This window comes from Companilactobacillus alimentarius DSM 20249, assembly GCF_002849895.1.
In the GTDB taxonomy this organism is placed as follows: domain Bacteria; phylum Bacillota; class Bacilli; order Lactobacillales; family Lactobacillaceae; genus Companilactobacillus; species Companilactobacillus alimentarius.
In genome coordinates this window covers 346,930-370,084 of the sequence record NZ_CP018867.1, presented here as the reverse complement: position 1 = coordinate 370,084, position 23,155 = coordinate 346,930, and the positions used below count along the sequence as shown (strand labels likewise).

General features: G+C 35.3%; 22 protein-coding genes. 2 read left to right on the top strand and 20 right to left on the bottom strand.

All coding sequences use genetic code 11. From position 1 onward, the window contains the following. Nucleotides 1-232: 232 nt before the first annotated feature. Nucleotides 233-1,477 carry a tyrosine--tRNA ligase gene (tyrS, locus tag LA20249_RS01900; protein WP_057739339.1) on the bottom strand — a complete coding sequence of 415 codons (1,245 nt, stop codon included), beginning with the start codon at nucleotides 1,475-1,477 and terminating at the stop codon, nucleotides 233-235. Between the two features lie 336 nt (nucleotides 1,478-1,813). On the opposite strand from tyrS, the gene LA20249_RS01895 reads away from it, so the two are divergent. Beyond that, nucleotides 1,814-2,395 carry a histidine phosphatase family protein gene (locus LA20249_RS01895; RefSeq protein ID WP_057739338.1) on the top strand — a complete coding sequence of 194 codons (582 nt, stop codon included), beginning with the start codon at nucleotides 1,814-1,816 and terminating at the stop codon, nucleotides 2,393-2,395. Nucleotides 2,396-2,472: 77 nt separating this feature from the next. On the opposite strand, the gene yihA is transcribed toward LA20249_RS01895, so the two are convergent. The 7 genes from yihA to rpsO all read right to left on the bottom strand — a co-directional run bounded on the left by yihA (nucleotide 2,473) and on the right by rpsO (nucleotide 10,513). Continuing rightward, on the bottom strand, nucleotides 2,473-3,060 hold the full coding sequence (gene yihA / locus LA20249_RS01890; protein WP_057739337.1) for a ribosome biogenesis GTP-binding protein YihA/YsxC: 588 nt from the start codon (nucleotides 3,058-3,060) through the stop codon (nucleotides 2,473-2,475). A gap of 48 nt (nucleotides 3,061-3,108) precedes the next feature. Then, nucleotides 3,109-4,356 carry an ATP-dependent Clp protease ATP-binding subunit ClpX gene (gene clpX, locus LA20249_RS01885; protein ID WP_057739336.1) on the bottom strand — a complete coding sequence of 416 codons (1,248 nt, stop codon included), beginning with the start codon at nucleotides 4,354-4,356 and terminating at the stop codon, nucleotides 3,109-3,111. 139 nt (nucleotides 4,357-4,495) lie between these two features. Further along, nucleotides 4,496-5,782: a trigger factor gene (tig, locus tag LA20249_RS01880; protein ID WP_057739335.1), complete on the bottom strand. Its 1,287-nt coding sequence runs from the start codon at nucleotides 5,780-5,782 to the stop codon at nucleotides 4,496-4,498. A 213-nt stretch (nucleotides 5,783-5,995) separates the two neighbouring features. Further along, a complete protein-coding gene (gene tuf, locus LA20249_RS01875; protein ID WP_057739334.1) occupies nucleotides 5,996-7,186 on the bottom strand; it encodes an elongation factor Tu in 1,191 nt (396 codons plus the stop codon). A 205-nt stretch (nucleotides 7,187-7,391) separates the two neighbouring features. Beyond that, complete coding sequence (locus LA20249_RS01870; protein WP_057739333.1) at nucleotides 7,392-8,339, bottom strand: hypothetical protein; 948 nt, start codon at nucleotides 8,337-8,339, stop codon at nucleotides 7,392-7,394. A 36-nt stretch (nucleotides 8,340-8,375) separates the two neighbouring features. Next, nucleotides 8,376-10,073, bottom strand: coding sequence for a ribonuclease J (locus tag LA20249_RS01865; protein ID WP_057739332.1), 1,698 nt, complete (start codon nucleotides 10,071-10,073; stop codon nucleotides 8,376-8,378). 170 nt (nucleotides 10,074-10,243) lie between these two features. Beyond that, nucleotides 10,244-10,513: a 30S ribosomal protein S15 gene (rpsO, locus tag LA20249_RS01860; protein ID WP_057739331.1), complete on the bottom strand. Its 270-nt coding sequence runs from the start codon at nucleotides 10,511-10,513 to the stop codon at nucleotides 10,244-10,246. A gap of 215 nt (nucleotides 10,514-10,728) precedes the next feature. On the opposite strand from rpsO, the gene rpsT reads away from it, so the two are divergent. After that, nucleotides 10,729-10,977, top strand: a complete 249-nt coding sequence (rpsT, locus tag LA20249_RS01855; RefSeq protein WP_057739330.1) for a 30S ribosomal protein S20 — start codon at nucleotides 10,729-10,731, stop codon at nucleotides 10,975-10,977. 70 nt (nucleotides 10,978-11,047) lie between these two features. Here the strand turns inward: rpsT and holA are convergent, their stop codons facing one another. From holA to lpdA, 12 genes are all read right to left on the bottom strand, one after another. Beyond that, nucleotides 11,048-12,061: a DNA polymerase III subunit delta gene (gene holA, locus LA20249_RS01850; RefSeq protein ID WP_057739329.1), complete on the bottom strand. Its 1,014-nt coding sequence runs from the start codon at nucleotides 12,059-12,061 to the stop codon at nucleotides 11,048-11,050. Beyond that, nucleotides 12,036-14,084, bottom strand: coding sequence for a DNA internalization-related competence protein ComEC/Rec2 (locus LA20249_RS01845; RefSeq protein ID WP_158294583.1), 2,049 nt, complete (start codon nucleotides 14,082-14,084; stop codon nucleotides 12,036-12,038). Before LA20249_RS01845 ends, holA begins: the two co-directional genes overlap by 26 nt. A gap of 204 nt (nucleotides 14,085-14,288) precedes the next feature. Next, nucleotides 14,289-14,909, bottom strand: coding sequence for a helix-hairpin-helix domain-containing protein (locus LA20249_RS01840; RefSeq protein WP_057739327.1), 621 nt, complete (start codon nucleotides 14,907-14,909; stop codon nucleotides 14,289-14,291). A 48-nt stretch (nucleotides 14,910-14,957) separates the two neighbouring features. Further along, nucleotides 14,958-16,004, bottom strand: a complete 1,047-nt coding sequence (locus LA20249_RS01835) for a SepM family pheromone-processing serine protease (protein ID WP_083477948.1) — start codon at nucleotides 16,002-16,004, stop codon at nucleotides 14,958-14,960. Between the two features lie 6 nt (nucleotides 16,005-16,010). Continuing rightward, nucleotides 16,011-16,502, bottom strand: coding sequence for a pantetheine-phosphate adenylyltransferase (gene coaD / locus LA20249_RS01830; protein ID WP_057739326.1), 492 nt, complete (start codon nucleotides 16,500-16,502; stop codon nucleotides 16,011-16,013). Between the two features lies 1 nt (nucleotide 16,503). Continuing rightward, the gene (gene rsmD / locus LA20249_RS01825) at nucleotides 16,504-17,058 is read right to left on the bottom strand and encodes a 16S rRNA (guanine(966)-N(2))-methyltransferase RsmD (RefSeq protein WP_057739325.1); all 555 of its coding nucleotides are present in this window, start codon (nucleotides 17,056-17,058) and stop codon (nucleotides 16,504-16,506) included. Continuing rightward, entirely contained in the window at nucleotides 17,055-17,321 is a 267-nt protein-coding gene (locus LA20249_RS01820; RefSeq protein ID WP_083477947.1) for a DUF2129 domain-containing protein, read from the bottom strand. Before LA20249_RS01820 ends, rsmD begins: the two co-directional genes overlap by 4 nt. Before the next feature lie 6 nt (nucleotides 17,322-17,327). Beyond that, on the bottom strand, nucleotides 17,328-18,503 hold the full coding sequence (locus LA20249_RS01815; protein ID WP_057739324.1) for an FtsW/RodA/SpoVE family cell cycle protein: 1,176 nt from the start codon (nucleotides 18,501-18,503) through the stop codon (nucleotides 17,328-17,330). A 131-nt stretch (nucleotides 18,504-18,634) separates the two neighbouring features. After that, nucleotides 18,635-20,470: a translational GTPase TypA gene (typA, locus tag LA20249_RS01810; RefSeq protein WP_235806778.1), complete on the bottom strand. Its 1,836-nt coding sequence runs from the start codon at nucleotides 20,468-20,470 to the stop codon at nucleotides 18,635-18,637. Nucleotides 20,471-20,544: 74 nt separating this feature from the next. Beyond that, nucleotides 20,545-21,324 carry an inositol monophosphatase family protein gene (locus LA20249_RS01805; RefSeq protein ID WP_057739322.1) on the bottom strand — a complete coding sequence of 260 codons (780 nt, stop codon included), beginning with the start codon at nucleotides 21,322-21,324 and terminating at the stop codon, nucleotides 20,545-20,547. After that, the gene (locus LA20249_RS01800) at nucleotides 21,308-21,601 is read right to left on the bottom strand and encodes a UPF0223 family protein (protein WP_057739321.1); all 294 of its coding nucleotides are present in this window, start codon (nucleotides 21,599-21,601) and stop codon (nucleotides 21,308-21,310) included. The genes LA20249_RS01805 and LA20249_RS01800 overlap by 17 nt, the downstream gene beginning before the upstream one ends. 123 nt (nucleotides 21,602-21,724) lie before the next feature. Beyond that, a complete protein-coding gene (gene lpdA, locus LA20249_RS01795) occupies nucleotides 21,725-23,152 on the bottom strand; it encodes a dihydrolipoyl dehydrogenase (RefSeq protein ID WP_057739320.1) in 1,428 nt (475 codons plus the stop codon). Nucleotides 23,153-23,155 lie beyond the last annotated feature (3 nt).

Here is a 23,155-nt window from a genome sequence, read left to right as displayed (position 1 = left end):
CTTATTCCAGCTACCCCTAAAAAGTTTGTTTGATGCTAGACTTTTTAGACCTCACTGGATCTGATTAAAAGTTCCCTAGTTTTTTAAGTAAACAAAAAACTTCCTATCCCACAAGGAAAGGAAGCTTACACTTTTTCTGCCAAATGTAATTAACCTTCCAAGCCTCACAGGACTCGATTAAAAGTTTTCGTTGCAAATAATATAAACGATTTCACATTTTCAGTCAATAGTTTTATTTAATTTTTGCCAAGAAGTATTTCTTTTTACCACGACGAATAACAACATATTTTCCATCAAATGAATCCTTTGGATCAATTTCTAATGTTGTATCAGTTAACTTCTCGCCGTTAATTCTGATAGCACCGTTTTGAATATCTTCACGAGCTTGGCGCTTAGATTTATCAACATTTGTTGCAATCAATAAATCAACTAAATTAATTTTTTCATTACTGATTTCAGCACTTGGTACACCATGGAAGGCTTCAGCTACTTCAGAAGTAGTCAAAGCTTGGATTTCACCTGAAAATAGTACATCTGTAATTTTTTCAGCTGTCTTCAAGGCTTTTTCACCATGGACAAATTTTGTTACTTCTTGAGCCAATGTCTTTTGGGCTAAACGTTTTTCTGGAGCAGTTTTAACTGACTCTGCCAATTCATCAATTTCGTCTTTAGTTAAGAAAGTAAATTTCTTCAATAGATTAACAACATCTTTGTCATCTTGATTGAACCAGAATTGATAGAATTCGTATGGTGAAGTCTTTTCGGCATCCAACCAAACAGCACCACCAGCAGTCTTACCGAACTTAGTTCCATCGGCCTTCAAAAGCAAAGGAATCGTCAAAGCATATACCTTGGCATCTTGTCCTTCAGCCTTATGAATTAAATCCAATCCAGCAGTTAAGTTACCCCATTGATCGCCACCACCGATTTGTAATTGCACATCATGTTGACGGTACAATGTTAAGAAATCAAGTGATTGTAAAATTTGGTAAGTGAATTCAGTGAAAGAAATTCCTGCTTCTAATCGACTAGAAATGATTTCCTTGTTAAGCATGGTGTTGACGTTAAATAATTTACCGTAATCACGTAGAAAATCAAGAATACCAATTTGATTAGTCCAGTCATAGTTGTTCACCATCGTAAAATCACTAAAAATTCTTTTAGCTTGATTACTCAAAGCTTCTACGTTGTGATTAACTTGGTCCATTGTTTGCATTGGACGCTCAGCTTTTTTACCACTAGGGTCACCAATTGATCCAGTTGCCCCACCAATAACAATATATGGGTGATTTCCAGCATTAGCAAATCTTTCCATCGTCATAAATGGCAACAAATGTCCGATATGCATAGAGTCACCAGTTGGATCCATTCCACAGTAAAGTGAGATGGCCTTTTGGTCAACCAATTTACGTAAACCTTCCTCATCAGACTGTTGATTGATCAATCCACGCCATGATAATTCATCAATAATATTCATTGTACTTCCTCCTATTTTCCATCCCCGTTATAGAAAAAAAGCGCCCCTGCAAAATATGCAGGGACGCTCATGCGCGGTACCACCCAAATTCAAGTATTGCTACTTGCTCTTTACTCCTATAACGTAGGACACGAATTCTAGTCTCGTATTTGATAATTTACCCTGCTTGACTCACACCAAACGTCAATTCTCTGATCACCGAAGTAAATTACTACTTAAATTAAAACTAAAATCTATTATAATTACGATGATACACAGAACTACTATTTTTTTCAAGAGTTTTTGGCAAGTATAAATATTATTGTATAATGTAAGTGCTTTTATGGAGGGATAACAATGGTAAAAACACTTTATTTAATGAGGCATGGTCAAACGCTTTTCAACATTCTAAAGAAAATTCAAGGTTGGTGTGATTCTCCTTTAACAGAGGAAGGAATCAAACAATCTCAATTAGCTGGTCAATATTTTAAAGAACACCAGATTAAATTCGATGCAGCCTATTGTTCCACTGCCGAAAGATCAAGCGATACTTTGGAATTAGTCACAGATATGCCCTATAAGCGTCTCAAAGGCTTAAGAGAGATGTCTTTTGGTAAATTTGAAGGTGAACATGAATACTTGAATCCTAAGATTACCGATTTTAACAAACAATATGACGATTTCTTCATGCAATATGGTGGCGAAAGTGCTCAAGAAAATAAAACTCGCATCAAGAAAACTTTGACTGATCTTATGAATCAGAATAATCAAACTGTCTTAGTCGTCAGTCATGCTGGTTCAATTATGAACTTCACTGGTTTATGGACTGACCTTGATAAAATTATAACTTCCGGTTTTAGTAACGGCAGTATTTTGAAATTCACTTTTGAAAATAATGAATTTATTTTTAAAGAAATAATTAATTTAAACAATCTTTAATTTGAAATTGTAATATTAAAAGAGAGTAGAAAAATCCTAATAAGAATTTTTCTACTCTCTTTGTTTATTTCACAAACTTAGGCTTTCATGTGGTCTTCAATCCAATCCCAGACTTCATCTTTGCCATGTTTAGTCTCAGCACTAAACAGTTGAAGATTGTCAGTTTGATTGATCTGCATTGATTTTTTCACTTGGCTAATAGTCTTATTCCACTGGTTGCCTTTAACCTTATCCATTTTCGTAGCCACGATCAGTGTAGGAATATGATAATAACTAACATATTGATACATCGAAATATCGTCTTCACTAGGTTGATGACGTCCATCGACTAAAATAACAACGCCCTTTAAAACATCACGAGTCGTTAAATATTCTTCGATCATCACACCGAATTCTTCTCGCTGCTTTTTAGAAACCTTAGCGAATCCATATCCAGGGACATCAACTAAATACAATTGATCTTCAATATTATAGAAGTTCAATGTTTGCGTTTTTCCTGGTGTGCTTGACGTTCTCGCAAAGCTTTTACGATTTATGAGTGTATTTATCAAAGATGATTTCCCTACGTTAGAACGTCCTAATAAGGCTATCTCTGGATAACCTTCATTAGGATATTGTTTAGAGCTAACTGCGCTTAAATTCATTGATACATTATTTACCTGCATAATTCACCTCAATGAAGTAATTTTACCATAAACAAAAAAAGCTGCCCACTAGGCAACTTCTCCATTTTTTAGAATCAATTCTGGTTCTTTGATCTTTCTAACAGCATCTTTAGTCACTTTGACGCTTTCAACATCATCGCGACCAGGAATATCAAACATCGTATCAAGCATTGTCTCTTCAACGATTGATCTCAATCCACGGGCACCAGTATCTCTCTCAATGGACATTCTGGCAATTTCCTTCAAAGCTCCATCAGTAAAGATCAAGTTTACGCCATCAAGGCTCAATAATTCCTTGTATTGCTTAATCAAGGCATTCTTAGGCTTTGTAAGAATAGCAACCAAATCACTCTCTGTTAGCTTCTCAAGCGCTGTAACGATTGGAATACGACCAATGAATTCAGGAATAATCCCAAACTTCATTAAATCTTCAGGAATAATTTGTTGCATCAAACTCTTCTCTTCGGCAACGGTTGCTTTTTGTTCGGCACCAAAACCAATCGTCTTATCGCCTAAACGATTCTTAACAATTTGTTCAATTCCGTCAAAAGCTCCACCAACAATAAAGAGGATATTAGTTGTGTCGATTTGAATCAATTCTTGTTGAGGATGCTTTCTTCCACCCTGTGGTGGCACACTAGCAGTTGTTCCTTCAAGAATCTTCAATAGAGCTTGTTGGACACCTTCACCAGAAACGTCACGAGTGATAGAAACATTCTCACTTTTCTTAGCGATCTTATCAATTTCATCAATGTAGACAATTCCATGCTCAGCTTTATCAACATCAAAATCAGCGTTTTGCAAAAGCTTCAAAAGAATATTCTCAACATCTTCACCAACATAACCTGCTTCGGTCAACGTCGTTGCATCAGCAATAGCAAATGGTACTTTTAGAATACGAGCTAAAGTTTGGGCTAAAAATGTCTTACCTGAACCAGTAGGTCCAATCAATGCAATATTACTCTTTTGTAATTCTGTTTCACCATCTTTTAGATGTTCCATCTTATTGATTCGCTTATAGTGATTATAAACAGCAACTGACAAAGCTCTTTTGGCATCAGTTTGACCAATCACATAATCATCAAGAATTTTCTTGATTTCAACAGGTGTTGGAATATTTTCAAGATCCATTGGTGTTGAATCATCTAATTCTTCATCAATAATTTCCTTGCATAAATCAATACATTCATTACAAATGTACACACCTGGTCCAGCAACAATCTTTTTTACTTGATCTTGTGTTTTACCACAAAACGAACAGCTAATCGTGCCAGTATTTTCTGTACTATCAAACATAGTTATTCTCCTTCAATAGTTCCAATTACTTTGAAAGTCTAGCATTGTAACAACTGCGAGTAAAGTAATTAGTTTGAAGCTATCCTTTTACAAAAAAAGGAAGCCTCATTGGCTTCCTTTATTCTAATTCAAAAGATAACTATTTCTCAACAGCTGAATCAACAATCAATTCAATTGCTTTCTTAGCGCCAATATCATGGGCAAGCATATCATCACTAAGAGCATTTCTAACGGCTGATTCTTCCATCTTATACTCATCAGCAAGTGACTTAACTTCGTCCTTGATTTCGTCTTCTGTAGGTTTAATATCTTCTTTAGCAACAATTGCTTCAATAACTAAGTCTGTCTTAACACGTTCTTCAGCATCTTTAGCAAATTGTTTCTTCAAAGTATCTTCATCTGTACCTGTCATTTGATAGTACAACTTAGGATCGATACCTTGACGACGTAAGTTAGCCAAATATTGATTCAATTGGTTATCAACTTCTGTGTCGATCATTGCTTGTGGAATGTCATCAATCTTAGCATTCTTAACAGCACCAGAAATTGCTTCTTCTTGAATATTTTCTTCAGCAGTTTCCTTCTTTTGATCCTTAATTTCATCATGAAGCTTTGTCTTTAGTTCTTCAAGAGTATCAACATCTTCGTCAACATCCTTAGCAAAGTCATCATCTAATTCAGGCAATTCTTTTGACTTAACTTCATGAAGCTTTGTCTTGAAGATAGCCTTCTTACCAGCTAATTCCTTAGCTTGATAGTCTTCTGGGAATGTAACGTTAACGTCAACATCTTCTCCAGCAGAATGACCGATCAATTCGTCTTCGAATCCAGGAATAAATGAACCTGAACCAAGTTCTAGTGAGTAGTTTTGAGCACTACCGCCATCGAATTCCTTACCATCAACAGAACCAACATAGTCAATAATAACTGTGTCGCCCTTTTCAGCTTTGCCATCCTTAAGAACAAGTTCAGCTTGTTGTTTTTGAAGGTCTTTAAGACGATCTTCAACATCAGCCTTCATGACATTACGTTTTTGCTTCTTAACTTCGATACCTTTGTAATCACCGAGTTTTACTTCTGGTTTAACAGTGATTGTAGCTGTAATAGCCCATGGCTTGTCTTTTTCCATTGATTCAACACTGATTTGTGGTTGATCAACTGGTTCAACTTTAGTTTCATCGACAGCACCTTGGTATGCATCTGGTAGAACAGCGTTCAAAGCATCTTCGTACAATGCTTCTTCACCGTACATACGGTTGAAGATTTGACGAGGTACTCTTCCCTTTCTGAATCCAGGAACATTTAAGCTCTTCTTAACACGGTTAAAGGCAGTATCTAAACCTTTTTTAATCGTATCTTGGTCAATTTCAAATTTCAATTCACCAGTATTTTTTTCTTTTTTTGTAAATTTAGCCTTAGCAGACATTTATATTATCCCTCCGGTATTTCAACGATCTCATACTTTGTAATATTACCCTAAAATGGTGATATTGTAAACATTTGACGTTATTAAATAGGTTTTTTAAGACATCATTCGTATATTATATGACACTTTTTATTATTTTTAAACATTCTAACCATAAAAAAAAGAGCTGGACTAATCCAACTCTTTTTTAATACCATTCATTACTACTTAGAATTAGTCTAAGATTTCTGTAACAACTCCGGCACCAACAGTACGGCCACCTTCACGAACAGTAAATCTTGTACCATTTTCAATAGCAACTGGAGCAATCAAGTCAACTTCGAAAGTAACTTGGTCGCCAGGCATAACCATTTCTACACCATCTGGTAGTTCAATAACACCAGTAACATCAGTTGTATGGAAGTAGAATTGTGGACGGTAGTTTGAGAAGAATGGAGTATGACGTCCACCTTCTTCTTTACTCATGATATAAACTTCACCCTTGAACTTGTTGTGAGTTTGGATTGAACCTGGCTTAGCAAGAACTTGTCCACGTTCGATTTGATCACGGTTAATACCACGTAGTAAAATACCAACGTTATCTCCGGCTTCACCTAAATCAAGTGTCTTACGGAACATTTCTAGACCAGTAACAGTTGACTTCAAAATTTCTGGCTTCAAACCAACAATTTCAACTTCATCACCAATCTTAACTTCACCACGGTCGATACGACCAGATGCAACAGTACCACGACCAGTGATAGTGAAGACATCTTCAACAGGCATCATAAATGGCTTTGTGTTATCACGTTCTGGTGTTGGGATATATTCATCAACAACATCAAGAAGTTCTTGGACGTGTTTAACTTCTTCAGGGTCTCCTTCAAGAGCCTTCAAAGCTGAACCACGGATAACAGGAATGTCATCCCCTGGGAAATCGTATTCTGATAGAAGTTCACGAACTTCCATCTCAACTAGATCAACTAGTTCTGGATCGTCAACAAGGTCAGTCTTGTTCAAGAAGACAACGATGTATTCAACACCAACTTGTCTTGCAAGCAAGATATGTTCACGAGTTTGTGGCATAGGACCATCAGTTGCAGCAACAACAAGGATGGCACCATCCATTTGTGCAGCACCAGTGATCATATTCTTAACGTAATCAGCGTGTCCTGGGGCATCGATATGTGCGTAGTGACGCTTCTTAGTTTCGTATTCAACGTGAGCTGTGTTAATAGTAATCCCACGTTCCTTTTCTTCTGGGGCTTTATCAATATCAGCGTAATCTTCAGCTTTAGCTAAACCTTGGTCAGCCAAAATCTTAGTGATTGCTGCTGTTAAAGTAGTCTTACCGTGGTCAACGTGACCAATTGTCCCAATATTTACATGGGGCTTTGTTCTCTCATAATGTTCTTTTTCTGCCATTACAAAGAATCCTCCTAAAATTTCATTTCATAAGATTGATCCAAAGAAAATGTTCTTTAGACGACTCTTTACTGAAAAATTATACTACTTTCAGAGGTGAAAGCAAATCAATTCAACGCAAATCACCGACTAAAAATATACTCTTTGGATTATACGGGGAGTAAACGAAATTGTAAATACTCAAAGCGAAAAAAGTTCAAATAATTCACTCTTGAAAGGCATTTATGAGTTCATCAAACTTTTTTAACCATTTTTTTACATCTTTTAACCCCTGACTATCACTTATTTGTGATTCATCCACTAAACCATACCTTAAAAGCATAGCTTTTGTCCAGAGTCTCGGCTCTTTTATTATTTCTTGACCGAACGGATAAACGAATGCTGCATACAATGACAATTCACCTTTGAAATTTTCAAGTTGTGATTCATTCCCATCCGTTAATAATTTTTCTAATTCATCGCACATTTTCAAATAGACATCAGTTGACATAATAGGCATTAACTTGCTTGGATTGCAAGTTTTATTTTTGCCATAAAATATAATATCAACTTTTTCATCAATACCAAGCTTCAATAAGTTTTCCAACGCTTCACTCTTCAAAAGCGGATGCAGCAAGGGATTTTCCAATAATACCTTGGCACTTTTTACATAATCATCTTTTTTAAATTGACGCAAACTACGTAGTAATTGAATTTGTTCTGGTGTTGACTCAGTCACAATCGAAAAAACACGTCTGGAAAGTTTTTCCTTCTCTGGTTTGAAGGATCTTTCATGACGATCCTCGGCTATCTGAATCCGTTTGGTTATATCATCAACAAAATCTTGTTTGATATGTGGCAAAGTTTCCAAATCATAAAAATTCAGCATCTGATTAGCCAATAAAAAATCATTATTCTCTAGTATGATGTCTAGTGCTAACTTAGCCGTATCTGGTTCACTGAGGTAGTAGTTAAAATAATCTAAAATTACAGCCTCAGCATCTCCAGGTCTTTGTTGGTTCAACAAAGAAGCAGCCAACCCCTTGTTAACCGAGTATGACTGCTGCATTGCATAAACTTGTGTATATAAATCTATTGCTTCAGACCAATTGCCCTGTTCAAAGGCTTCATCGGCTTGATCAATCAGTCTTTTTAGATTATCTGAATCATCCATAAAATACCTCAACCATATCTGAACTATTTAAATTGCTTATTTTCTAGCTTTTCTATGTCTATTTTGATTGACTTCCATAATAACTGGAAGGATAACTGGATGACGATTAGTTTGTTCATATAAGAAATGATTTAATTTATCACGAACATCCTGTTTCAAATCAGACCAATCAAAGTCTTTACTATTTTGCATATAGTCAACGATCGTTTTAACAATAATATCTGAACTCTCAGACAAAAGATCACGACTAGCACGCATATAAACGAAGCCACGGGCCGTTATTTTAGGCTTAGCGACGACTTTTTTCTTTTTACGGTCAATTGTAGCTACGGCAATGAAAACACCGTCCTCGGCTAATAATTCACGATCACGTAAAACAATACTACCGATATCGCCGACACCTTTACCATCAATCATAGTATCTCCGGCATCGACACCTTTTCCTTGATAGAATTGGCCATTTTCGTAATTTAAAACATCACCCTTTTTAGTTAGGAAAATATTTTGATAAGGAATACCGGTTTCATGCGCAATTCTTGCATGTGCATCAAGAAGACGATACTCCCCTTGAACTGGCACAACATTTTCTGGATTCAAAAGGTTAATCATTAACTGCAAATCAGATTTATTAGCGTGTCCTGAAGAATGCTTATCATCACTCAAAGCCTTTACCTCAGCACCAGTACGGTAAATAGCGTCTCGAGCTTTGGCAACTGTTGTATCCATTGCATGTGAAGGAGTCGTGGCAATAAACACAAGATCTCCTTCTTCAATTTGAAACTTAGTTTTGGCAGCTGGATTAGCCATTTTACGTAATACTTGGACTGGTTCGCCCATTTTTCCTGTTTCAATAATGACTAATTTATTTTTATCAAAGCCCTTTAAATCCTTAGGCTTTAAAATTAGTCCCTTATCCGCAACTTTAAGGTAGCCTAAATCCATCGCTGTCTTAACAATTTTTTCAGCATCTGTTCCAGATAAAAATACTTTTCTACCAGTTTTAACGGCTGCATCCAAAACTTGCTGCATTCTTTGAATATTTGAAGCTACTTGAGCCACGATGATACGACCATTGTGGTAACTAAACGTATCTAAAATATATTCATAAATATCTCGTTCACTAGAATTCTCATAAGGGGATTCCGCATTAGCAGAGTCACTTAATAAAGCTAAGACTTTCTCGCTACCAATTTTGGCAATCCGACCATAGTCAGTCTTATACACTGGCACAGCTGCCTGATCAAATTTGAAATCACCTGTATAGACGATTTGACCCTCTTCAGTTTTGATTACTGTTCCTAAAGAACCAGGAATTGAATGTGTCGTCTTAAAAAACGATACTGAAGCTTGTTCAAAATCAATTGCTGTATTCTCATCAATAACGTGGAAGTCCGAGAACTTCTTACTACGTGTATCATTTGAGCAGACAATCTTAGCTAATTCAATTGTCATCTTTGAACCAAAGACTGGAATATCATAGTCACTGATCAAATAAGGCAAAGCTCCGATTGCATCTGCATGACCGTGGGATAAGAAAATACCAACTACTTTGTCGATATTTTGCTTAATATATGTCATATCGGGAACGACCACGTCAATTCCGTAAAGATCATTATCTGGATATTGAAGACCAATATCCAAAATATAAATCTCATCATTTACTTCTACCGCGTACATATTTTTTCCATTTTCACGTACGCCACTTAACAAAATTATTTTAATTTTTTTGCTCATTTTCATCTCTCATTTCATTAAAATAGCATAGATCATAATATTCTATTGTGATTTTTAAGTCTTGTAAGACTATTTAAGCTATACCTGTCTGCTATTCTACCATACGAACAAAGATATATAAAAATTAAGCGAAAAAAAAGAAGCTTCCTTTCGGAAACTCCCTAAATTTATTAACGACGTAGTCCTAATGACTTGATCAATTCATGGTAACGTTGTACATCTTTGTTACGTAAGTAAGCTAAAAGATTACGACGGTGACCAATCTTCTTCAATAGACCAACATATGAGTGGTGGTCTTTCTTGTTAACTTTCAAGTGATCGTTTAGAGAATTGATATCATATGTTAAAACAGCAATTTGTACTTCTGGAGAACCTGTGTCTCCATCTTTACGAGCATATTGCTTGATAACTTCATTTTTCTTTTCTTTTGAAATAGCCATTTCATTCACCTTTTCCTTATATATTTAGCCAAACTATGCTTGCGTTGGTGATTCGTCAAACAGAGCATGGTTAACACATCTAAATAATTTACTACAAATCGACAAATATTGCAATACCATAAAAAAAAGCGACATTTCATTGCATTGATAAAGCGAATTATGTATAATTCTATATATTGAGTTTTAAGCTTACTAGGTAATCGGAGGTGAAATTGATGCCACAAATTAAATCAGCTATGAAGCGTGTAAAGACTGCAGAAAGTGCAAGTCTTCGCAACAATTCACAAAAGAATGCTATGCGTTCAGCTATTAAAAACTTTGAAGCTTCAGCAGCTAAGAACGCTGACAACAAAGATGATATGTTTAGAACGGCAGTTCGTGCTATTGATATGGCTAAGTCAAAAGGTCTAATCAAGGCTAACAAGGCTGCTCGTGATAAGTCAAGACTTGCTAAATTGAATTAATATAGGCAACCACAAGGTTGCTTTTTTATTTGCATAAAAAAGGAGTTCAGAAATTCTGGACTCCCTTTTTTTATGCAAATTTAGCGATAAATAGATCAAACAATAACTCCTTATCGCCTTGTCCTGATTTAATTTGAAAATCTAAGTTGACCAAGTCCTGATACATTACCTGCAATGGTTTCATTTGCAAGGTACGAGCTTGACGATGTGACAATTTAACTCGATAAGGATGTAATTTAAGATTCTTAGAGATTGTTGCTTCGGTCAATCCTCGTTCAGTTAATATTTTGACTTGAATCAATAATCGTAATTGCGAAATCAAAATAGCGATTAACAAAATAGGATCAATTTTTTGAAGCAAAAATTGACGATACAATTCTTCAGCTTGATAAACGTTCTTTTGTAGAATTTGATTCATTAAGTCAAAAACATTATCCTCTAAAGATTGTGGAACAAGTTTTGAAACCGCCGCTTGATCTATTTGTTTAGTTTTCAAAGCATATAATTTCAATTTGGCTAACTGATTTATGATCAAAGAATAATTACCTTTAGTCTTATTAACTAATAAATCTAAAGCCCCAGGTTCAATTTGGTACCCATCTTTTTTTAAATCCGACTGAATCGTCCGTGTCAACATTGGTCCTTCCATTTGACCGGCATCCACCACTACAGCTAGTTTCTTCAATTGTTTGACTATTTTCTTTCTAGCATCCAATTTATCGTAAGTTGCAAATATTACCATGATTGTCGATGGGATCGGATTCTGGATATATCTCAAAAGTAAATCTGTATTCTGTTCCACGGCATTCTTGGTACGTTCAGCTGTCAAAAAGTAAGGATTATTGGCAAAAACTACTCGACGCTCACCAAAAAATGGTGCAGAAATAGCTTCATTAATAACATCAGCCAATGGAACTTCTTCTAAATCAAAATTAGAAAAATTCATGTCTCTTTCCTCAGGAGTCATAATTTCTTTAAAGGACTTTTGGATATCCTTGATAAAAACTTGTTCTTTACCAGTAACCAGATACAAATTACTTAAGTTACCCTGGTTTAAATTATTTTTTAACTCTGCTATCTTCAATCAAGTCACCCTTTAAAAAAGTTGTTATTTCTTCTTTATCATCAAAGAAATTATAATACCAAGATATCATACCATATTCAGCTGTATTTAAATATTTGACTCGATGCTTTTTTAAACGTATTAATGTCTCTTGATTTGGGTGTCCATAGCGATTATCCACCCCCGCCGAAATGAATCCTAATTTGGGTTGAATCGTTGACAATAACTGTTCACCCATGGAAGTCTTAGATCCATGGTGTCCTAATTTTAAATAATCCACCTTAAAATGATAATCTTGTAAGATCTTTTTTTCAGAGGCAATATCCAAATCTCCTGTAAAAAGCCAACGCCGATGTTTAATTGAAGCCAATAGAGTTAATGAATCACTATTCTCTCCAATTCCCCTATGCTTTGGCCACAATACTTGCCACTTAATTGAGCCAGTATTTAAAACATCTCCTTGTTTATGACCGATAAATTTTATCTGCGGATATTTTCGAATCAGCTTCTTAATACGTTTATTTTGCTCCAGACCAATTCCAAAGTTTATCTGCCGTACAGAAAAGTTTTTCAAAAGCGTCTCCACATTACCAATATGATCCACATCTTTGTGTGTCAAAAATAATCTATCAATATGGCTGATACCCTTAGATTTTAAAAATGGCAAGGTAGTAGTCTCGACCTGATCATGGCTTAACCGTTTTGCCCATGATTTAGTAGAAAAATTCAACTTGCCACCAACGTCAATTAGAAAAGTCCGTCGAACTAAAGGTGTAGTAATTAAAATGCTATCTCCCTGCCCAACATCAATTATATTAACGGAACCAAAGATAGGAAATTTATTAAGAGCGATACAGAAAAGAATGAGCGCTAAGTAATGAAATAAATATTTATTCAAAATCATTTTACTTTCAACATAAAACAAACTAATAATCAATAAAACAATTACTAACCAACTAGGAAACTTACCAGTTATTAAAACGAAAAATGAATTATTAGCAAAAAAATCTAGTGTGACATACATTTTCTCAAAGGTTGAATTAATTATTGACCAAAAATGCCAATTAACCGTTAAAGAAGATATCAAAGTAATCGGTAAGATAACATATGAGAAAAAGGGAATAAAGATTAAATTCACTAATAATGTCAACCAATTAATTTGATAGGTGTAAAAACAGATAATTGGTAAACTAACTAAGTTCATCTTGAAAGTCATTTGAAAAAAATTACTCCCTTTATACAAATAGAGAATAGCAAATGCCAACAAAAAACTTAGCTGTCCACCCATTTCAATTATTCCAAAAGGATAAATAAAAAGACAAATAATCATGGTAATACTAAAAATGTCTAAGCGGCTCAAAGAAATCCTTAATTTCTTTAAAATAATGCTCACTAAAGTCAATACAATTGCACGCCAAATACCACTCTTTGAACCTACCAATATTCCGTACATCGGTAAGATAAATAGCATTAAGAAATCGACCCACTCTACAGGTATTCTAAAAAATGAGGTCAATTTTCGTAAGATAGTTAGAATAATCAAAACGTGTAATCCCGATAAACTAAACAAGTGAATGATTCCTAAGGCACTCAATATTTTCAAAAAGTCTTTATTATCCGAACCTGTATATCCGACAATCAAACTTTGGGCATGGATTCTTAACCATTTTGGAAGTTTTGCTAAATATTTAATTATGTGTATCCGTAAAACATTTATTCTATCTTCAATTTTTTGTGGCTCAAACTCTTTTATAGATTTGAATCTGTCTATTTGAACATTATAATTAATATTTTTATTAGCCAGATATTTGGCGTAATTAAATTCACCAATATTCCTAGGTTTGGTTACCGGTTTTATCTCCTTAATTACTGGCTGAACTGAGACCATTCTTTCTAGATTCTGCCATCTTTTTTGTTCTGTTTGAGTTTTAATCCGATAAATAAATTTCACGGATTGACTTGTAGTCTCCATTTCACCACTCAAAATATCGCCATTTATATTGACTTTATCCGGCGAAATCAAACCAGTAGTTATCTGGGGCATATCAGGCACTACTTTTAGCGTCTGACATCTAATTGCAAATATCAATATTAATGAAATCACTAATAAATCTAATTGCCAATTTTTTAAAAGACTAATTCTAATCATCAAGATTATTAAAAAAATAGTAAACCATTTTGTCTGAAAATAAATTGTAATTAGTAGAATTATTGCTAAAGCTGGAAAAATCAACTTACCTCTCATAGATCAAACAGTCAATTGTTCTTTCAATTTATCAAGACTCTTCTCACCAATGCCAGAAACTCCAGTTAAATCATGCAAATTCTTAAAATCCCCATGCTCTTGACGATAGGCAATGATTTTTTCTGCTTTCTTAGGTCCAATTCCAGTAACATCTTTAAAATCATCCGGATTATCGGTATTGATATTGACGATCTTCTTTTGATCATTTGTAGCTGTGGAATTATTAATACTCTTTTCACCTTTAGTTGGAACATAGATCTGCATCTGATCTGAAACTCTTTTAGCCTGGTTCAACTGTTTTAAATCAGCATTCTGTGTCACTCCACCTGCTATTTGTAACACTTCTTGAACAATCGCCTTATCCTTAACTCGATAAACTCCTGGCTTTTTTACTGCACCTTGTACATCTACAACTAATTTCTCACCAAGAGTTTTACTATTTTTTTTGGTTTCTTTATTGGACTTCTCAGGAGCCTTCTTTTCAACCAGATCCTCCGTTTTAATCTGATCGGGACTAGGGGTTGTTTTTTGATGAAGCATAAAATAACCTCCACCAATCAAACTAATAAAAAGTACAATCAAAATAATTTTATTCTTCTTAATATAATGAAATATTTCCTTCATTTTAATCACCTCGAATAAAATTACGTAAAAAAAATAGTCCTTATTGGACTATTTTGTTTTTTCAAGATAATTTATTGCATCATCTAAGTTCTTGACAGGAACAATTTTCATCTTCGTATGAATCTTCTTAGCAGCTCTCTTGGCTAAATTATAATTATTGACATAACCAGGATCATACTTTTTAATTTCTTTCGTCACTGGATCATTTGGTGCAAAGAAAATTGTAGCACCCATTGCTGAAGCAGCATAAACTTTCTTTTCAATTCCACCAATGGGACCAACTGTACCATCAGGAGAAATCGTTCCAGTTCCGGCGATTGTTCTTCCATTCTTTAGATTTTGCTTACTAATCTGTGAATAAACTTGCAAGGTAAACATCAATCCTGCTGAAGGACCACCGATATCGCCTGCATCAATCTTGGTTGGAGGGTTCCCTGTGGCTTTGGTATTATCAGTCAAAGTAATTCCAAGACCATGGCGCTTAGTACCAGTCAATTTCACTAATTTACCTGTAGCTGACTTCTTCTTGCCATTACGAGTAAAGTTGATTCTAACAGTAGCTTTCTTATTCAATTTTTTAACATATTTAATAAATTGGTTCGAACTCTTAAAGTGATAATTATTGATAGAAGTTATAGTATCTCCTACTTCTAATTTATTCTTAAAATCCGAATTATCCATTACATCCATCACATAAACACCAAGATACTGTTTAGTAAACGACTTATGAGCTTTAGTATAGGCAGCTTGGATTGCACTGTTTTGAGCCGACTGCATATAATACTTTTGTACTTGGAAGTATTGTTGACTATTCTCATCACCCATTAAATCTTGCTGTGAATAAATTGTTTCAAAATTATTCCCTAACGATTTTAATAAGGTAAACGGTGTACCACTAACAATTCCAACTGTGGTTAACAGGAGGCTTCCCTTCTTCTTATCTTGTTTGCCATTAACTTTTACAAATTGAGAAGTATCTTCGGCACTACCTGGAACTTCCAAATAATAACCTGTTGGTGTAAAGAAAAATGCCACAACGATGATAAAAATAAAAATACCACCAAAGATTTTATTTCTAGTTTTATTAAATCTCAAAATAGTTTAGTCCTTCCTCAATTTCTTGATCAATTCCAATGCGACCGCTTGAGGCACAAATTCAGATATATTACCGCCAAACTTGGCCACCTCTTTCATCATTGATGATGATATAGTAGCATATCTGTCATTTGCTAGTAGAAATATTGTTTCAATATTCTTGTCCAAAACTCGATTAATTGAAGCAACACCTGATTCGTAACCAAAATCATCTGGATTACGCATGGACCGAACCATAAAATTAGCGTGTAATTTACGAGCTAAGTCCGTTGATAACTCAGACTTACCATCGACTACAACAACATTTTGCAGATCCTTAATTTCCGCCTCAATAAAAGACTTTTTTTCCTGATAGGAAAACAAATACTTTTTGGAAGTATTAGTCATAGGTGCCACATACAACTTATCAAACAATTTTGCAGCTCTTCTTATAATGTCCAAATGACCGTTAGTAACGGGATCAAAACTACCAGCGTAAAGTCCTATTTTTTGAGACATATTATCCTCCAAACTGATACATTGCAACTTTAGTATCCTTATATCTCTTTTCTTTTAATAAATTAATCTTAGAAAAATCCGTTAAATCAATATCATAATCGGTCTCGTCGACAATGATAGCTCCGTCATTCAAAAGATTTCCTTCAACCATATCTTTGATAATTTGTTCAGTTATCTTCATTCGATAAGGCGGATCAAGAAAAACCAAATCAAATTTGATACCATCCGCTTGAAATTTTTTCAAGGCTTCAACTGCAGAGGTTTTTAAAATTACGAAATTATCAGCTGAACGTGTCTTTTCGACATTTTCTTTAATTGTATTAACTGCCTTATAAGCCTTATCAACCAAATAGGACAGGCGATAGTCGCGTGAAACGGCTTCAATACCCAAACTACCCGTTCCTGCAAATAGATCCAAGGCCACGCCCTGATCGACCATATAAGGCGTCAACATGCTAAAGACAGCCTCTTTAACCTTAGCTGAAGTAGGACGAGTATTGTTAGTGGGAACAGCCTTCAAATTTAAACCTCGAAATTTACCTGAAACAACTTTCATTCTTTTTCCTCTCGTTTACTATCAGTTTTTAACACGTAATGTTCATCTAACTCTTTTCGATGTGCCAATGAAACGCGTTTGACATAATTCTTTGAACTTAATTCTTTTTTCACTTCTGCCACCCGATTGGTATTTACGTACATCATAACGTATTTCATCTTAGGAGAAGTGTAATAAATCGTACCATAATGTTGCAATTTTTTCCGCCATTTCAACGAATACACCCAAACATAAAGAGCTTGACGCTCAGTTTTTTTAAACATAAAAAATCACCCTGTTCTTTCAAATTTCGTTGTGGCATCCAGATTTAATACTATCCCCAATGCGATTGATAAAATCAACATACTGGAGCCTCCGTAACTAATAAACGGTAACGTAACACCCGTCAAAGGAATCAAACTCAACAATCCTCCAACATTTAATATTACTTGTGTCAAAAGCATTGTCGCCACTCCGTAACAAACTAAAGCATTATAGTTTTTCTTTGCACGGATTCCAATTAAGATAATTCGAAAAATAATTATTGCTAAAAGTCCTAAAACTACAACATCGCCGACTAAACCTAATTCTTCACTGATAACCGCTAAAATAAAATCAGTATGCGGTTCAGGTAAGTATCCACGTTTTTGAATCCCATTTCCTAATCCAACTCCAAAAATTCCACCATTACTAATCGCGTAAAAGGAATTTACCAATTGAGCACCTGCTTGTTGTTCCCATTTAAATGGATGTTGCATCGCTAAAATACGTTTATATTGATAATGGCTGGTAATGATCGAAGGAGCTAATTTAAGAATCATAAAAATCACTAAACCTAAAAAGGCTGCTAATGCTGTACTCAAACGAACAATGTACTTTCCAGGAATTGTAGACGCTCCAAGTAAAACCCAAGTTATTAATGAAATAACAATGGCTCCTCCAAAATCTGGTTGAATCAAAAGCAAGAACACAATCATTCCTACGACCAAGATTGGAGGTAAAACTTCAAAACCAACTTCTTTCCAATTTTGATACGACAATAATCGCTCTTGCTTACTGGTTAATACAAAAGCCAAATATAAAATTAAAACTAATTTAGCTAACTCCAAAGGCTGATAATTACCAAAAGGTCCCATAGGAATCCAAGCCACAGCACCATTGACTCGCAAGCTAGGAAATATTTTTCCCAAGATTGGCAACGAAGCCAATGACAAAATGGTAAATAGTAATGCATATTTAATAGCAACTCGTTTTCTAAAAAATTTTGCTTTGAGAATAAAGCAGAAATAGCACAAAAACAACCCTACCCCAGCAAATACAGCTTGTTTAATTAGATATTGATCCGTCTTTCCCCCAGCCATGAGGGTATTATAAAAACTGGCTGAATAAACCATAACGATTCCAATTCCTAACAAGAGAATGTACGGAATGACAATCCATAAGTCAATTTTTTTTAATTTTTTCACAATTGAACTCCTAAAATCTGATAATAAGATTATACCACCAAACAAATAAAGAAAAAAACAGTGCCAATTATCTGATTATAAAAAAAGAGCTGAAGACTAAACGTCCCCAACTCTCTATAATAAATTATTTATTAGTTTTTCTTAGATTTGTCAAACTTCTTACGTTCGTTTGTGTTCAAAATCTTCTTGCGTAATCTTACATTCTTAGGTGTTACTTCACAAAGTTCGTCTTCGTTTAGGAATTCGATTGATTGTTCAAGTGACATATCTCTAGGTGTTCTGATAGCAGCAGCATGATCCTTACCAGAAGCACGTGTATTAGTAAGGTTCTTACCCTTAGTAACAGTAACAGCGATATCTTGATCACGGCTACTTTCACCAACGATCATACCTTCATATACATCAACACCGGCACCGATAAATAATGTACCACGATCTTCAACTGATTCAAGACTGTATGTAGTTGATGGTCCTTGGTTAATTGAAACCAAAGCACCAGTTCTTCTACCTGGGTTCCAGTTCTTAACGACTGGCTTGTATTCTGAGAAAGTATTGTTCAAAATACCATAACCACCTGTCATTGAAAGGAATTCTGTTGAATAACCAATCAAACCACGTGATGGAGTTGAGAAAATAAGTCTAGTTTGACCATTTCCAGTACTCTCCATATTTTGCATGTCACCTTTTCTTTGAGCCATTGAATCGATCACAGAACCAACATATTCGTCAGGTGTATCAATTGTTACCTCTTCAAAAGGTTCACACTTCTTGTTATCAATTGTCTTGTAAATAACTTCAGGACGTGATAGTTGTAATTCGAAACCTTCACGACGCATCTCTTCAACAAGAATTGACAAGTGAAGTTCACCACGTCCAGAAACCATCCAAGCACCAGCTTGATCAGTATCTTCAACACGCAATGAAACATCAGTATGTAATTGTTTCTTCAAACGATCTTCAATCTTTCTAGCAGTAACTTCTGTACCTTCACGACCAGCGAATGGTGAGTTGTTTTGCAAGAACATCATCTTCAATGTTGGTTCGTCGATACGTAGCAATGGAAGTGCTTCTTGATGGTCAACTGGTGTAACAGTTTCACCAACATAGATATCTTCCATACCAGAAACGGCAATCAAATCTCCAGCCTTAGCTTCATTGATTTCAACACGTTTCAAGCCCATGAAACCAAACAACTTAGTTACACGGAAGTTCTTAGTTGAACCGTCAAGTTTCATAACTGTAACGGAATCTCCAACCTTGATCTTTCCACGGAAGATACGTCCAATACCAATACGACCAACATAATCGTTGTAATCTAGCAAGGCAACTTGGAATTGTAATGGTTCATCTGAGTTGTCAATTGGTGCAGGAATTGTCTTCAAGATAGTATCAAACAATGGATTCATTGTATGTTCTTGTTTTGCTGGATCATCTGAATAACTTGATGTTCCGTTGATAGCTGAAGCATAAATAACAGGGAAATCAAGTTGTGAATCATCAGCACCTAATTCAATAAATAATTCAAGTACTTCGTCAACAACTTCTGCAGGACGAGCACCTGGTCTATCAATTTTGTTAATAACAACGATTGGTGTTAAGTGTTGTTCCAAAGCTTTTTTCAAAACAAAGCGTGTTTGTGGCATTGTTCCTTCATAAGCATCAACAACCAACAATACACCATCAACCATCTTCATGATACGTTCAACTTCACCACCGAAGTCAGCGTGTCCTGGTGTATCCAAAATATTGATCTTCTTGCCATCGTAATCAACAGCTGTATTCTTTGAAAGGATTGTGATACCACGTTCTCTTTCAATAGCATTTGAATCAAGGGCACGATCCTGGATCTCATAATGCTTTCCTAGTGTGTCTGATTGCTTTAGCATTTCGTTAACTAATGTAGTCTTACCGTGGTCAACGTGAGCGATGATCGCAATATTTCTAATATCTTCTCTTCTCTTAGTCAAATTAGTTCTTCCTTCCATAAATACGTGTTTAGATTACTTGCAATAAAAAAACTGTGAATGACTGTCACAGTTCACTAACGCGTTTTAAGTGTCTTCAGTGCTTCAGAAACTACTTTCTGAGTACCAACTATTACGACTTGTGATTCTAACATATTTATTGGGCTATCGTCAATACTTACGATGCTCATCCCTGCAGCCTCACACATAACACGTCCAGCGGCTAAATCCCAAGGAGCTAAGTATGACATATACATGACTTCTTTTCCAGTCAGCAAATGCCCAAAAATTATTCCGGCACTGCCATAAACCCTAAAGCCACTGCTTTTCTTGATGACACTTTGAACATTAAATTTATTTGCCAAAGCCATCGGAGCAGAAACATCTACTAGCCCTTCTATCAACGATAGATCTTTTGGATTATCTATTTTTTTATCGTTAATAAATAGTCCAATCTCTTTACCACCGTGATAAATTTCATTATCCATAACGTTAATAATAGCACCAATTAATGGTTTACCGTCAATGTAAGCGCCAATCATTGATGCAAAATCATCTCGACGCTTAACAAAATTCATGGTACCGTCAATCGGATCAACAAAGAAAACTAAGCCTGACATATCTTGAACCTTATCGCCATAGCCTTCTTCACTTACAATTGTTGCTTGTGGATAATTTTTCTTTATTTCACTATTAATAAATTTTTCAGTTTTTTTATCAAAATTAGTTACTAAGTCATTTCGATTCTTTTTAGTACCGACAGACTTTTTCTTAATTGAATCTCCACGCAAACTTTCACCGACGGTTCTCAACAAGCTAACTAAAAAAGCATCTATTTCTTTACTGTCTTCTCTCATTGTGGATTCTGACCTTCTCACCATTTTTCATTGTTCGACATTTTTTAAAAACCTGGTAGATAGAATAACCAGACTGCAATTCAAATTCTTTATCCAATCTTTTTTGCTCCATTTTCATTGGAACAACTTCTTGAAATGCACGGTACTTTTGTAAGAACTCATCACTTTTAATACTGGATTCATAAGCTTTCTCGACCGCATTGTATAAGGAGACCACTTTGACCATATCTTCTTTGGTCCAATCGGTATCAAGTGGATAGCTGTAGTTATCTTGCATCAATTACCCCTCCATTTTTACTCTACTATACAAAAAAAGCGATACAATTGCATCGCTTTTCGATTGATTTTTACTAATTTAGTATACGAAAAAACTTTTTTTCGGTTTCTAAACGTTTAAATTCTAAATATGAGTTGGGTAACCAATTAAAATATCCGCAGCTTCTTGAATTGGTTCACCTAACGTTGGATGTGGGTGAATTGTCAAGGCAATATCTTCTGCATTAAGTTGACAATTGATTGCTACACTTAATTCAGAGATCAAGTCACTGGCACCAGGTCCAACAATTTGTCCACCTAGTAATGTTCCAGTGTCTTTTTGTGCAATCAACTTGACAAATCCCTCAGCGGCATCCAAAGAGACAGCACGAGCATTACCAGCAAATGGAAACTTAGCTGTTTTGACTTCGATTCCTTTATCTTTAGCGTCAGCTTCTGTTAAACCAACACTAGCTAATTCAGGATCAGTGAAACAAACGGCAGGAACGCCGATATAATCATTGGCTGTATGTTTACCAGAAATTGCTCCAGCAACTGTCTTAGCCTCAAAGAATGCCTTATGAGCTAAAGCTGGGCCCTTAGTAATATCACCAATTGCGTAAATATTATCTACTGAGGTCTTACCTTGTTCATCGACTTCAACTAAGCCTTTGTCAGATAATTTCACATTTGTCATTTCGAGTCCGAAATTATCAGTATTAGGACGACGACCAACGGTTACCATACAATAATCAGCACTGATAGTTGTTGGTTTGCCATCAACCTCATAAGTTACATCAACGCTATCGCCTTTGTTTTCGCTACTCTTAGCCATAGCATTAGTAATAATTGTAACGCCTTTTTTCTCAAGGTTCTTCTTAACGATTGAAACCATATCTTTTTCAAAGTTTGGAATGATATTAGGCGATCCTTCCAAGATAGTAACGTGTGAACCTAAATCAGCATATGCGCCAGCTAATTCAGTTCCAACGTAACCTCCTCCGATAATAATGAATTCCTTAGGAATTTCTTTTAAGTTCAAACCACCAGTTGAATCAATTACTCGATCAGCAAACTTGAAACCTCTGATTTCGATTGGACGACTACCAGTAGCCAAAATCAAATGTTTAAATTTGATTGTTTGACCGCCACCATTATCCATAAATTGTCTCTCGCCACTTGGCATGATACGTAATTGTGTATCGCTATCCAAGTATGCTTCACCATTAATGAGTTCAACGTGATGTTTCTTCAAAAGCATTTGAACACCACTAGTCATTCTACTAACGACTTTTTGATCTTTCCAAGCTTGTGTCTTGGTAAAATCAATCTTGGCATCACTTGTTGTAATTCCATATGTCTGTGAGTTTTTAGCTTGTTGAAGTCTGTGACCAGCTGTGATTAAAGCCTTTGATGGTACACAACCAACATTTAAACAAACTCCACCGACTGTATCTGATTTCTCAATAATAGTAACGCTTTGTCCGAGTTCTGAGGCTCTGATTGCTGCAACGTAGCCACCAGGTCCGGATCCAATAATAACGGTATCTTTTTCTATAACATCATCTGCCATGTT